General features: G+C 53.6%; 10 protein-coding genes. All 10 read left to right on the forward strand.

All coding sequences use genetic code 11. The features are described 5' to 3' along the window. The first annotated feature begins 5 nt into the window (after positions 1–5). The gene (locus PCH01S_RS00785) at positions 6–2,324 is read left to right on the forward strand and encodes a helix-turn-helix domain-containing protein (RefSeq protein WP_084706496.1); all 2,319 of its coding nucleotides are present in this window, start codon (positions 6–8) and stop codon (positions 2,322–2,324) included. Positions 2,325–2,528: 204 nt separating this feature from the next. Beyond that, positions 2,529–4,154, forward strand: a complete 1,626-nt coding sequence (locus tag PCH01S_RS00790) for an extracellular solute-binding protein (protein ID WP_042225872.1) — start codon at positions 2,529–2,531, stop codon at positions 4,152–4,154. 95 nt (positions 4,155–4,249) lie between these two features. After that, positions 4,250–5,206 (forward strand): ABC transporter permease, encoded by a 957-nt coding sequence (locus PCH01S_RS00795; protein ID WP_042225875.1) that lies wholly within the window; start codon positions 4,250–4,252, stop codon positions 5,204–5,206. Positions 5,207–5,224: 18 nt separating this feature from the next. Then, positions 5,225–6,100, forward strand: coding sequence for a carbohydrate ABC transporter permease (locus PCH01S_RS00800; protein WP_042225877.1), 876 nt, complete (start codon positions 5,225–5,227; stop codon positions 6,098–6,100). A gap of 11 nt (positions 6,101–6,111) precedes the next feature. After that, positions 6,112–8,379 carry a glycosyl hydrolase family 95 catalytic domain-containing protein gene (locus PCH01S_RS00805; RefSeq protein WP_042225879.1) on the forward strand — a complete coding sequence of 756 codons (2,268 nt, stop codon included), beginning with the start codon at positions 6,112–6,114 and terminating at the stop codon, positions 8,377–8,379. After that, positions 8,376–9,026 carry an SGNH/GDSL hydrolase family protein gene (locus PCH01S_RS00810; protein WP_042225881.1) on the forward strand — a complete coding sequence of 217 codons (651 nt, stop codon included), beginning with the start codon at positions 8,376–8,378 and terminating at the stop codon, positions 9,024–9,026. Before PCH01S_RS00805 ends, PCH01S_RS00810 begins: the two co-directional genes overlap by 4 nt. Positions 9,027–9,201: 175 nt before the next feature. Then, a complete protein-coding gene (locus PCH01S_RS00815; RefSeq protein WP_042225882.1) occupies positions 9,202–11,079 on the forward strand; it encodes a chondroitinase-B domain-containing protein in 1,878 nt (625 codons plus the stop codon). 240 nt (positions 11,080–11,319) lie between these two features. Beyond that, complete coding sequence (locus tag PCH01S_RS00820; RefSeq protein WP_042225886.1) at positions 11,320–11,916, forward strand: TetR/AcrR family transcriptional regulator; 597 nt, start codon at positions 11,320–11,322, stop codon at positions 11,914–11,916. 152 nt (positions 11,917–12,068) lie between these two features. Further along, positions 12,069–13,268, forward strand: a complete 1,200-nt coding sequence (locus PCH01S_RS00825) for an MFS transporter (protein WP_042225887.1) — start codon at positions 12,069–12,071, stop codon at positions 13,266–13,268. 54 nt (positions 13,269–13,322) lie between these two features. Beyond that, on the forward strand, positions 13,323–14,189 hold the full coding sequence (locus tag PCH01S_RS00830; RefSeq protein WP_042225888.1) for a proline iminopeptidase-family hydrolase: 867 nt from the start codon (positions 13,323–13,325) through the stop codon (positions 14,187–14,189). The last annotated feature ends 193 nt before the right edge of the window (positions 14,190–14,382 follow it).

Here is a 14,382-nt window from a genome sequence, read left to right on the forward strand (position 1 = left end):
GGGGAGTGTACAGCCTGAAGAGAATACCATTTAATCGGCGCAGCGTTATTGTAACCTGGCTCATTTCCTACATAACCGTGCTGCTTGTTCCCGTTCTGATCAACGGTGTGATTTATATGGTGACGTGGAATGTGGTCGAAACGGAAGTCAACCGGTCGAATGAGGCCGTGATCAAGCAGATGGAGCAGGCGATCGACAATCATTTGAAAGGCATCGAAAGGCTTAGCGTCGAAATGGCGCTCAACAAGCGGCTTGCGGGGTTTATCCATGCGGGCAGCCCTCTGACGGACGACGACCACTATGAACTGATCGGCATTGCGGGTGATCTGGGCGTATATAAGGTGGCCAACGATTTTATCGATCAGATTTATATCTATTACAAAAATAGCGATACGGTCATATCATCCCGCGAACGCACGGACAGCCGCGTCTTATATGAGACTTTACGCGAAAACGAAGGCACGGACTACGGCGAATGGAAATCTTTTTTCGATAAAAGATTTATCCAGGAGTATGCGCCGGTGACGCTTTCGGAGAACGGCAGCAAAACCGGCGCCGTCCTGTACGCCAAATCGGTTATTTTGGACAATCCCGATCTTCCCGGCGGTGTCATTCTTTTTGTGATCAAAGAATCCAAGCTTCTGGCGAATCTCGCGCCGGTCCACAATGCCTCCGTAGCCGTGCTGGACGAGAAAAACCGGCTGCTGGCTTCCTCCGGCACCGACCAAAAGACCGATTATCCGGCCTACGGGGAGCTCTCCGGCAAGAGCGGGCTCGTTTACAAAAAATCGGCCGGAAGGAATCTGGCCGTATCCTACACCACATCCGAACAGACCGGCTGGAAGTACGTGTCGATGATGCCGGCGGAGATTTTTGACGAGAAGATGGAGCATATGTCGGTTCTTATTTTTGTGAATTTGTTTTTGAGCCTCTTGATCGGAGGGATTTTGACGTTCCTGTTCCTGAAAAAGAACTACAGCCCCATTCATGTTCTGATCCGTAATCTCTCCACCAAGTCAGGTCTGGCGTTCGAAGAAGGGTCCAATGAATACGGCTTCGTCCAGAAGGCGTTGAACAACGCTTTTGCCGAGAAGGAGAACGTCAGCCGGCGGTTGATGCAGCATCGGGATGCGATCCGGTCCCACTTTCTACAGGGGCTTCTCAAAGGCAGGCTCGATCCCAATGTGCCGGTTCATGAATCCCTGTCCGCTCACGATATCGGGTTTCCGTATGAACACTATGCCGTCCTGCTTTTCCGGATCGATCAATTCGGAAAGTGGGACGAGCCTGGCGGAGGCGACGCCAAAAAAATCCGGCAGATTCAATTCCTTCTGATGAACGTGGCGGAAGAAGCGGCGGTAGCCGGAAGATGCAGAGCGGTCACTGCCGGGATAGACGATATGCAGGCCTGCATTTTGAATATCAGTCCTGAAGCCGACGAAGGAGAGATCCGGCGGCTCGCTCAGCAGGTGCAAGCGTTTTTGCTGGACCATTTCCAGGTCCGGTTAACGATCGCGATCAGCGGCGTTCATGCGGGTCTCGCGACCGTTCCCTTCGCTTATCAAGAAGCGCTGGCCGCGATGGAATACCGCATCGTTATGGGTAGCGGTGAAGTGATCGCCTACGGGGATCTGCCCGGGGGAGACGAGTTCGAGGAGGCGGCTTTCTATTCCTATCCGATGCATGTGGAGCAGCAGTTGATCAACTTCGTGAAAGCGGGAGATTTCGGGCAGGCGAATGCGCTCGTGGAACAAGTTATTGAGCGCAATGTGGTGCAGAAGACGCTTTCCGTCCCTCTCAGCCGCTGTCTGCTGTTCGATCTGGTCGGCACCTTGCTCAAAGCGCTCGATGAAATCGGACTGCCAGGCAAACGGGAGCTGATCCGCGAACTGAATCCGGCCGAACGGCTGGCGGGCTCGGAGACGCTCCAGGAAATGACGGCCGGTATGCGGGAGGTGCTGTCGCGCGTATGCGGGTTTATCCAGGAAAGCCGCAAACCGGAGCACGATCAGCTCAGCCGGCAGGTAGCAGAGTATGTGCGGCAGAATTACAGCTCGGAAAACCTGAATATTAGCATGATCGGAGAAGCGTTCGGTCTCACGCCTTCTTATTTGTCCAAGCAGTTCAAAGCTCAGACGGGTGAAGCGCTGCTGGACGTGATCCAGAAAGTCCGTCTTGCGGAAGCCAAGAAACTGCTGTCGCAATCGAGCGACCCGATTATTGAAATTGCCCGGAAAGTCGGCTATTCCGATATCAATACCTTCAACCGGATTTTCAAAAAATTCGAAGGCGTCACACCGGGCAAATACAAAGAAATCCTGTAGAAACCGCTGCGTGCGGTTTTACGCTTTTGTGTGTTTTTTACAGACGGAGTGCGGTTTTTACAGGCTCCCGGTCACCCCGGATTTCGGCAAATTGATGGGCTATTCCGGTTTTTGAAGATATCTTTTGGAGGCAGCGGCAAGTCATACTGACACTGAGATGCGCGACGAAACCGTGCATCCGTGATTTTGAAGAGGAGGGTTTGCATGGTCAGACATGCGGGAAGAAAAAACAGCCGTTCGGGCGTCATCGTCATTCTGGCAGCTTCGGTTATGCTCGCGGCTTGTTCGGCCGGTGGAAGAGGAGGGAAGGAAGAGAAAGAATCGGCGGTGGCTTCGGAACCCGGCAAATACCCGATTCGTGCGGAAGAAACGCTAACTTCGTGGGAGCCGATGGACACGAACCTTTCCGCATTCGTAACGAATCTGGCGGACTCGCCGTTCGGCAAGCAGCTGGAGAAAGAAACGGGCATCAAAGTGAAGTACACGCACCCGGCGGACGGTCAGTCCAAAGATCAATTCAATCTCTTGATCGCGTCCAACAATTTGCCCGATGTGATCGAGTACAACTGGAGCGGCGGAAACGGGTCGTACCCGGGCGGACCGGAGAAAGCCATCGCCGATAAGGTGATCATTCCGCTCAATCCGTATATCGACAAGTACGCGCCGAACTTGAAAAAGCTGCTCGAGCAAGACAAAGAGCTGGACAAAATGATCAAAACGGACAGCGGTAATTACTACGTGTTTCCGATGATCCGCCCGGAGAACGGGCTTGTATTCCGGGGACCCATGATCCGTAAGGACTGGCTGGACGAATTGAAATTGGACGTTCCGGTGACGATCGACGACTGGTACACCGTTTTGAAAGCGTTTAAAGAGCGCAAAGGGGCGGCCTCGCCGTTTTCCGCCTTATATCAGAACGAGTTTAACATCCAGGACGCTTTTATCGGCGCCTACAAAACGGCAAACCGGTACTATATCGACGATGAGGGGCAAGTCAGATACGGGCCGGTCGATCCTCAATTCAAAGAGGCGCTGACGCTTCTGCGCAAGTGGTATGCGGAGGGGCTGATCGATAAAGATTTCGCCCTCAATACGGATTCCAAATCACTGGATACGAAAATGCTGAACGACAGCACCGGTGCGACGGTTCATCTCCTGAGCGGCGGAATGGGAAGATGGATGGATACGGGAAAGAAGAAGAATCCGAATTTTCAGCTCGTCGCCGCTCCTTATCCGACGCTGACCAAAGGCGAGCGCCCGTTCATCGGACAGCGGGATTTCAAATATAATCCGGCTGCCAGCAAAGCGGTTTCGGATGCCTCTAAAAATCCGGAGCTAGCCGTGAGGTGGCTGGATTACGCGTACGGCGAGAAGGGCAGTCTGCTGTTTAACTTCGGGACGGAAGGCGACAGCTATACCCTGAACAACGGAACGCCAGCATTTACCGATAAAATCGCAAAGGACGGGAAATACACCCTTCAGCAAATGATTTCCCAATACACGAAACCGAACGGACCTTATCTCGGGGACAGCCGGAAGAACTTCAATACATTCAAGCAGCAGGACGAAGCCCTGAAAATATGGTCCGAGACCGATGCGGCGAAGCATGTTATGCCGCAGTTTATTACGCCGACCGTAGAGGAGAGCAAAGAAATCGCCAAGCTGAACACGGCTATTACGAGTTACAAGGAAGAAATGTTTATCAAATTCGTGATGGGAAAAGAGCCCTTGGATAAATTCGACGAGTACGTAAAGCGGATCAAGGAGATGGGGATCGATAGAGTGACGAAGATTTACCAGGATGCCTTCGACCGCTACAACAAGCGCTGATAACATGCTTTGCGGCAGCCCGGTTATCGGATTTTACGTTGTGAACAAGTACGTCTCACGACCGGAGCTGCCGATACGAACGGAGGAATTGTGTCATGGCTGCCATAAATCAGGAAGCTCTGCCGTACCCGGCCGTAAAAAAACGGACCCGGACCGGCCTTCTGCTCGATATCCGCAAAAACAAACTTTTATATGTAATGCTGCTGCCTGTACTGCTTTACTATATCGTCTTTCACTATGCTCCCATGTACGGCGCTATTATCGCTTTTAAAGATTTCTCGCCGAGGCTGGGCATCTGGGGAAGCGAATGGGTCGGATTCGCCCATTTCGAGACCTTTTTCTCCGGAGCTTATTTCTGGAGGACGATCAAAAATACGATTCTGATCAGCTTGAATGAACTTGTTTTCGGATTTCCGGCGCCGATCATTTTAGCCTTGCTGCTGAACGAAGTGCGGAACTCGGTCTTTAAGCGGACGGTTCAGACCGTGACTTACATGCCTTATTTTATTTCCCTCGTCGTGATCTGCGGCATCATCAAAGATTTTACGGCGAGCAGCGGCGTAATTAACGATATCATCGCTTTCTTCGGCGGCGAACGCTTGACACTTCTGCTGGAACCGGAGTGGTTTCGTACCATTTATGTGTCATCGGGCATCTGGCAGCATATCGGATGGGGGACCATCATCTATTTGGCCGCCTTGACCGGCATTGATCAGGAACAATACGAAGCGGCCAAAATGGACGGCGCCGGGCGCTGGAAGCAGATGCTGAACGTTACGCTGCCAGGACTGATGCCGACCATCATTATTCTGCTGATTCTGGAGCTGGGCCGTATGATGAACGTCGGTTTCGAAAAGATCATCCTGCTTTACAATCCGAGTACGTTCGATACCGCAGACGTCGTGTCTTCCTATGTGTATCGTGTGGGGCTGCAGGAGTTTAATTACAGCTTCAGCTCTGCGGTCGGTCTATTCAACTCCGCCGTGAACTTCACGCTGCTTCTCGGTTCCAACTGGATCAGCCGGAAGCTGAACAGCACGAGTCTCTGGTAGGAAAGGAAGGAATCCCTAGTGAACAAACGGAGTTTCTCCGAACGGGCGTTTGACGGCTTCAATCTGTTTTTACTTACCCTGCTCATGATTGTAACGATCTATCCTCTCGTGTACGTTGTGTTCGCCTCGCTCAGCGATGCAGGAGGTCTTCTTGCGCACAAAGGTTTTTTGTGGAAGCCGGTCGGCTTCTCGCTGGACGCCTACGCGAACGTTTTCCGCAATCCCATGATTCTGAAAGGCTACGGCAACACGTTTTTCGTGGTCGTCCTGGGACTTACGTGCAACATTTTGCTGACTTCGCTCGGCGCTTACGCGCTGTCCCGCAAAAGTCTCGCTTACCGCAAACGGATTATGCTGTTCATCGTGTTCACGATGTTTTTCAGCGGCGGGCTTATCCCTTTTTATTTGACGGTCAAAGGGGTGGGGCTTGCGAACACGCTGTGGGCGCTTATAATTCCGACGGCGGTTAACACGTTTAATCTGATTCTGATGAAAACGGCTTTCGAGGGCATCCCGGATGCACTGGAGGAGTCGGCCAAAATCGACGGGGCGAATGATTTCGTCATTCTGTTCCGGATCGTCCTGCCGCTCTCACTTCCGGTTCTTGCCGTCATGCTGCTCTATTACGGCGTCGGCCACTGGAATTCGTGGTTTAACGCCCTCATCTTCCTGCAGGAAAGATCCATGTTTCCTTTGCAGCTCATTTTGCGGGAAATTCTTCTGCAGGGGGAAGCAAACGCCAATTTGGGCGCATCCGAAGGCGATGTGGCTATGCTTACCGTCACGCTAAAATACGCAACCATTATCGTCGCAACGGTGCCGATTCTGCTTGTTTATCCGTTTTTGCAGAAATATTTCGTTAAAGGGGCTCTTATCGGCGCGATAAAAGGATAGGGGGAAGCTTCATGAAGCCATCCGTAACGGACAGCCTGAGACTGGATCTCGATTGGCAGGCATTTATGGCGGAGCACGATATGGAATGGGTCGTGAAACCGACGAGCTGGAATGAAGGCGCTTACATTGGAAACGGAACGATTGGAGCGATGGTCTACGGTGCGGAACATGCGAAAAAGCGGCGGACGCTCCGGTTTGTTATGGGCCGCACCGATGTGACGGCAACCCGTACGGACCGGGATGATTTTAAACCCCGTGTGCCGATCGGCGAAATGAATCTGGAGCTGGCGGGTCTGATTTATAATCCCACACGGCTGAGGGTGGATTTGTGGAACGCCGAGCTTCGCGGCTTACTGACTACGACATGCGGTGAAGTGTGCATCCGGGCGCTTGTGCATGCCGAAGAAACGGTCATGGCGATAGAACTGGAAACGTCGGAGGAGGAAAGGGAGGCACGCCTGGAATGGGTGCCTCACTCCGAAGTGGACGATGTGCTCAAGTTTGCCGACGGAATCAACGTGAATCAGTACATCCCGCTTGTCATGCACGAGACGTCCCGGGAAGATGGAGTGACTATTGCTATCCAGCGTTTCGCGGGAGGAGAAGAATGCGGGGAAGGGTGCGTCACCGCCTGGAAAGTCATGCAATTGCCTGAAGGACGGAGAGTCGCCTTCGTCTCTATCCAGAACAGCTGCACCGATGAGGCGCGTAAGAACGCGGTGGAAGCGGTCAGGAAAGCGGCGTCCGCCGATTTCGGCGAATGGGTGTCCGCTCACCGCAGGTGGTGGCACGGCTATTACCGCCAAAGCTTTCTATCCATCCCCGACCGGCATCTGGAAAGTTTCTACTGGATTCAGATGTATAAACTGGCCTCGGCGGCAAGGGCAGACAGTGTCCTGCTGGACAATCAGGGTCCTTGGCTTGCGCCGACTCCCTGGGCCCGAAACTGGTTCAACATGAACGTCCAGATGAGTTATTCCCCGGTGTACGCGTCCAACCGTCTCGCGATCGGAGAGTCGATGGTCCAAGCGGTAGCGGACAACAGAGAGCATCTGAGGGAAAATGTTCCGCTGCCGTACCGCCATGATTCCGCGGGCCTTGGGAGAAGCGGCAGCTTTGACCTCCGCAGCGAGACAGGCGAGGAAATCGGGAATTTGACCTGGCTCTGCCACTGTCTGTGGCGGCAGTACCGGTATTCCATGGACGACGGGCTGCTGCGGGATGTCCTGTATCCCGTGCTGCGCGGAAGCGTTAATTACTACTTGCATCTGCTTCACGCGGGCGAGGACGGGAAGCTGCATCTGCCTCCGTCGATCTCGCCGGAATACGGCTCCTTCAAACGGCTGACCGTCAGCGATTGCCATTACGACCTCGCGCTCCTCCGGTGGGGATGCGAGACGCTGCTTGCCGCAGACGCACGGCTCGGAAACGGCGATCCCCTTGCCGGAAGGTGGCGGGAAGTGCTGGACAATCTGACGCCGCTGCCGGTGGACGAAAGCGGCTATATGGTCGGCCGAGGAGTCCCTCTTGCCTTCGGGCACAGGCACTTCAGCCATCTGCTGGCGGTTTTTCCGCTGCACCTGGTCAGCCCGGACCGGGAAGAGGAACGGGAATTGATCGCCCGTTCCCTCCGGCACTGGCTGGACAGCGAAGGCGACCTGCGGGGCTTCAGCTTTACAGGGGCGGCTTCGATCGCCGCCACGCTCGGCTGGGGGGACGCGGCCCTGCGCCTGCTTCGTGCGCTTCTCGGCCTTATCAAGCCGAACACGATGTACAAAGAAGCCGGGCCTGTCATCGAGACCCCTCTTGCCGGGGCCGAATCGCTGCACGATATGCTGCTGCAAAGCTGGGGCGGCACGATCCGGATCTTTCCCGCGGTGCCGGAAGAGTGGCGGGAGGCCGCCTTCCACGACTTGCGGGCCGAGGGCGCCTTCCTCGTCAGCGCCGTCCGCCGCGCCGGGGCCACGTCTTTCGTGAGGGTCAAGAGTCTGGCGGGCGAGCCTTGCGAAATCCGAACGGGCTGGACCGGCGCGGTTCACTGGCGGCTGGACGGTGAGACCGCGTGTCATGTCGTGCAGGTGGCGGACAGCCGGGAGTCAATCACGCTTCCGCTGAATGCGGGCGATGACGCGATTCTTTATCCGGCCGGGGAAGAACCCGAGCTGCGGATCGGGCCCGCTTCGGGGAAAACAGGGCCCGTCCGGTATTTCGGAGGTTCCAAGCCTTGGCGCCTGCACGGATTTCCGTTCCGCAATCTGTTAGAGGAGGATCGAACATGAAGGAGCACAAAGATAGGGCGATCGGAAGGGGAGAACTCCTTCTTTTTCAAGGAGACAGCATTACGGATACCGGCAGAAACCGCGAAAATCATGCGGACCTGGGAAAAGGCTATGTTCAGATGATAGCAGGTTGGTTCGGCGCTCCTTGTCCCGGAAGCGGGGTCACTTTTCTCAACAGGGGGGTAAGCGGAAACCGCGTCAAAGATTTGCAAAACCGCTGGGAGCAGGACTGCATCGACTTGAAGCCGGATTGGATCACCATTTGTATCGGGATCAACGATTGCTGGAGAAGGTATGACCGCAATGACCCCACGTCCCTGGAGACGTTTGCCGCGGGATACCGGCAGCTTCTGACGCGCACGACAGAAGAGACGGAAGCCCGCATCGTGCTGATGGAGCCCTTCGTCCTTCCCGTGCGGGAGGACCGTAAGGCGTGGCGGGAAGACCTCGATCCGAAGATCCATGCCGTACGGGAGCTGGCCCGGGAGTTCGGAGCCCGGCTGGTTCCGCTCGACGGCTTGTTTGCCCGCGCTTCCACGGAAGCGCCGGCCAGCTACTGGGCCCCGGATGGGGTACACCCGTCGGCCGCCGGCCACGGACTGATAGCCAGGGCGTGGCTGGACACGATGAAGGTGCAGTTTGTTTAGAGAAGAAAGCCGATATTCCGGATTTTGAGGAGTCTTTTCGAGATTTGAAGATAGCTTTTACGGAACAAGTACGGTATACAGGAAGTAGAGTGCGCACTCTACTTCCTGTTTTATGCAAAGGAGAATGGAACTGCAAGTCAGGCGCTGAAAAATACGTTCAAAAGGATGTGCTATGATGAACGCCGGTAATCGTACCTTTTCGCTCATTCTGTCTCTATGTCTGCTTCTTATGCTGGTTCCCGCTCAGGGCTACGCGGCAAATGCGAAATTTTCCGTACCCGCTTCCGCCGTAACGGCGAGTAAGCATGACGGCAACCTGCCGGCTAATACGGTGGACGGCAATCTGTCGACCCGCTGGTCCGCAAACGGTGACGGCGAGTGGATCCGCTTCGATCTCGGGTCACTCCGTAAAGTCGCTTATATCAAAGTTGCCTTCCTGAACGGCGACACGAGAACATCGACTTTCGATATTCAGACTTCGGCGGACAACGTTACGTATACGAATGTGAAAACAAATGTGACGAGCAGCCTGAGCGCGCAGCTTCAGACATTTGATTTTACGGATGTATCCTCGGTGCGTTACGTGAAGCTTGTAGGGCACGGTAACTCCGTCAATTTGTGGAACAGCTACACGGAAGTCGAAATTTATGGGGAAGACGGCAGCCAAGGGGGAATCCCCGTGTCCACTTCGGAAGGACTGGCAGCGGCTCTGAAAACCGCAAGCGCCGGACAGACGATTGTGCTGGCGGACGGCAATTACACGGTTAGCGGGAATAATCCGTCGATTTTAATTGAAAATAGAAACGGAACAGAGGCAAGCCCCATTACGATCAAAGCCGCAAACCGGGGAAAGGCGGTCATTACAGGTTCGACCACTTTCGAAGTCAAAAAATCCTCTTACGTAACAATCGAGGGCTTGAAGTTCGCCAATTCGGCCGACAAGGGCGTCTTATTGAACGGCTCCCATCATATCCGGCTGACGCGGAACCAGTTTGCCTTACCTGCACGGGGCGTGGACACTATCTGGCTTCAGGTAAGCGGGGCGAACAGCCATCATAACCAGATCGACCGCAACGATTTCGGCAACAAAACGGACACCAATCCTCTTATCGCCTATGAAGGGGACGGCCAGGGGAACATTTCCCAACATGATGTGATCGAATACAATTATTTTCACGATGTAGGTCCATGGGTCGACAACGGCAAAGAAACGATCCGGCTGGGCTTGTCCAAAATTTCGCTTTCCGACGGGTTCAACAAAATCCAGTATAATCTGTTTGAAAATACAGACGGCGAACCGGAAATCGTTTCCGTGAAAAGCAGCAACAATACCGTTCGCTACAATACGTTCAAAACGTCCAAGGGCGGACTTACTTCGAGACACGGCCATAACAACAGTTTCTACGGGAACTTCTTTCTCGGCGACGGGGTAAAATCGGAACAGGCGGGCATCCGCATCTACGGGAACGACCATAAGATTTATAACAATTACATGGAAAATCTGACGAACAGCGCGATTATTCTCGACAACGGCAATTACGACGGCGGAACGGGCGGTTATCCCTCGAATCCGAGCAAAGACGATCTGAAGGCTCAGTGGAGAATTTACCGGGCCCAAGTAGTCAACAACACGATCGTCAACAGCACGACCGGTATTGTAGTAGGTTCGGGCAAAGCGTTCACTCCGGTAGACAGCAGAGTAGCCAACAATATCGTGAAAAACAGCTCGGGCATTCTCTATAACGAGGCGGCAGCGACCAATACGGTATTCGAAGGCAACATCGGCTTCGGAGGGACCGTGACAAACAAAGGCAGAACGTCTGCCGAGATCTGGAATAAGAATCCGCTGCTGACGGTCGTGCAGGGGCTGCAGAAATTATCGGCTTCCAGCCCGGCGATCAATTATGCCAAAGGCTCTTATCCTTTTGTCCAGGAGGATATGGACGGGGAAACCCGCTCGGTTAACGATGCCGGGGCCGATGAGCGTTCGAGCGCGTCAAGCTTTACGAATCATCCGCTGACTCAAGCAGAAGTGGGACCGGATGCTCCCTGACTTTTAAGGGAAAAAGAAAGCTATGCTATCCGCAGTTTGCAAGGGTGTATAACGGAGGAGCCGGCACAGATTGTGCCGGTTTTTTTCTATGGATTGAAACGAAAGCGAAGAATAAAAAATTTGCCTAAATCGGCTGTTTTTGATAAGATACAGAACGAACGTTCAGTATTATTGTCCTGTGAACACGACGGGCAGGCACGGATGCCGTCAGACCATCCACGAAGGAGTGAAGCGGAGCGGATGAATAAAAAGCAGCTGCAAAGCGAACAGACAAAAAAACGGGTTGCGGATGCTGCCAAGACCTTGTTCGTCCAGAAGGGATACAAATCCACTTCTATCGAAGATATCGTGGAGGCCACGGGGAGCAGCAAAGGAAACATTTATTATCATTTCAAAAGTAAAGAAGGTTTATTCCTTTATCTGGTCGACGAATGGGAGCGCGAATGGGAAGAAAAGTGGATGGAAAAAGAACCGCTTTACAAAACAACGACCGAGAAGCTCTTAGGGATGGCGGAACAGATGGTTATCGAAGATTTGAACCATCCCCTGACCAAAGCGGCTGACGAGTTTTTTAATAACGAAGAGAAAACGAACGATGTGGAAGAACGGATTGCGGGGCTGGTGAACCGGCATTTAAAGTTCAATCAAGTACTGATTCAACAGGGGATGGACAGCGGTGAATTCAAAGGCGCCGATGTGGAACCTCTTGCGATGATACTGGAAAGTCTGATCATGGGGCTGAGCCAGATGTCGCGGAAATTGTCCACGGCGGAAGCATTGAAGCTGTACCGGCTGGCTTTCGGCGTCTTCCTGCACGGAGTAGCTAAACCGAGTTAATAGGGCGGACTGCCGGTGACAGATGAAGAAATTTTCGATTCGGCGCTTTGGCGTCTTTTATTACGCTCTCATACTGAACGAACGTTCAGTATACAAAATTAAGGGGACCCGGGATAGACTAAATAGACAGATTTGCGGAGGAGGGGATTGAAGTGGAGTTGCTTCTTAAAAACCGAGGAGCCGTACTGCTTCTCATGCTTAATATTTTTCTCGTGTTCACGGGTATCGGACTCGTTATTCCTATCATGCCGACTTACATGGATGAACTTCATTTAAACGGAAGCATTATGGGCTTACTCGTGGCCGCGTTTTCGCTGACCCAGCTCATTTTCTCGCCGCTCGCGGGCAGGCTTTCCGATTCGCTGGGCCGGAAGAAAATGATCGTGGCCGGTATGGTCATCTTCACCGTATCCGAGCTGCTATTCGGCGTCGTGAGTTCGCCCGTTCTGCTTTTCGCTTCCAGAATGCTCGGAGGGATAGGTGCGGCGCTGATCATGCCTTCGATTATGGCTTACATAGCCGATGTCACCACAACCGAGGAACGGGCCAAAGGAATGGGATTTATCAACGCCGCGATCACGACAGGCTTCATCATCGGCCCGGGTATCGGCGGCTATATCGCGGAATTCGGCATACGTGCGCCTTTCTACGCGGCTGCGGCCGTGGGCGCCGTCGCCGCGGTTGTCACGCTGTTTATTCTGCCCGAATCGAAGCCGGTGGAACCGCCCGTCAAAGCCGAAGCGGCTCCCGCGCAGAAGCAGAGCTTTATGGCTCAGATGCTGAGTTCGTTCCGGGAACCGTATTTTATCAGCCTGATCATCGTATTCGTAATGTCTTTCGGCCTGGCGAATTACGAGACGGTTTTCGGACTTTTCGTGGATCATAAATTCGGATTTACACCTAAAGATATCGCGTTTATCATTACGTTCGGCTCTATTTCCGGAGCTGTCGTGCAGGTCACGATATTCGGCTGGATCTTGAATCGTTTCGGGGAAAGAACCGTCATATCGGTCTGTCTCGCTATGGCCGGTCTGTTCGTTTTGCTGACTCTGTTCGTCCATCAGTACTGGATGATTGTCGTTGTGACGTTTATCGTATTTTTGTCCATCGATATTTTGCGTCCGGCGATCGGAACTCAGATGTCTAAAATGGCGAACGAGCACCAGGGATATGTAGCGGGCCTGAATTCGGCTTATACGAGCCTCGGAAATATTACGGGTCCGATCGTGGCCGGAGTTCTTTTCGACCGGAATTTGAATTTTCCGTATGTGTCGGCGGCTCTGATCTTGTTTCTATGCTTCGCCTTGTCTTTGCGGGCGGGAAGAAGAGGTTCGGAACCCGGCATTTCATAAAGCGACAGAAACCTTTATACTGGAAAGATGATAAGAAAGCGGGAGGCATGCACGATGCGGCATACAGAAGGTTATATCGAGGTACCCGGCGGTAAAGTGTGGTACAGCTCGGCGGGAGAAGGCGGCGGGACGCCCCTGCTCGTTCTTCACGGCGGACCCGGCAATACGCACGACCCGCTAAAAGCGGCTCTCCACGTGCTGGGAGACCAGCGGCCGGTTATTTTCTACGATCAGCTCGGCGGAGGGAATTCGGACAGACCCGAAGACGCTACATTATGGCATACGGAACGGTTTATCGAAGAACTGGCCTGTGTGAGAGAAGCTCTCGGCCTGGATGAAGTTCATATACTCGGGCATTCCTGGGGCACGATGCTCGCGGCTTCCTATTTGATCGAACGCAAGCCAACCGGAGTGAGAAGCGTCATTTTCTCCAGTCCCTGTCTGAGTGCGGCACGCTGGAAAGAAGACGCGGACCGGTTCCTGGCCGAATTGCCGGATGAAGTCCAAGCGGTCATCGCGCGCAGCGAGGAGCAGGGCACAACGAATACGGATGAGTATCGGGATGCGATGAAGGAATATTACAAACGGCATGTATGCCGGATCGATCCGCTGCCTGCGGTCATGCTGGAAAGCCGGGGCAAGGCTAATAAGGACATTTATATGTCCATGTGGGGTCCTTCCGAGTTTTGCCCGACCGGCAGTCTGAAAACATACGACGTGACACCGCGGCTTCATGAAATTAACGTGCCGTCGCTGTTCCTGTGCGGCCGATATGACGAAGCGGCGCCGGAGTCTACGTTTTACTATCACTCGCTTGTCCCCCGGTCGGACTTTCAAGTGCTGGAGAACAGCTCTCATGTGGGATATCTGGAAGAACCGGATGAGTATGTCCGTATCGTACGGGGCTTTTTAACTTCATAAGCAGCCTGGCAAAAAAGACAGACTTTCTTAAAAGGAAGTCTGTCTTTTTGATGAATAAGCCGCTGTCCGGAGCGTTGAGAGCGAGGCTGCGACCGGAGGTGACCAGCAGCCCGTTGTCCGAGAGGCAGCCGAGGCTGGCCAAGCGAAATCCGTCGGATCCGCATCGTAACGTTAGATTTGCCAACGGATGCTG

This window comes from Paenibacillus chitinolyticus NBRC 15660, assembly GCF_000739915.1.
In the GTDB taxonomy this organism is placed as follows: Bacteria; Bacillota; Bacilli; order Paenibacillales; family NBRC-103111; genus Paenibacillus_F; species Paenibacillus_F chitinolyticus.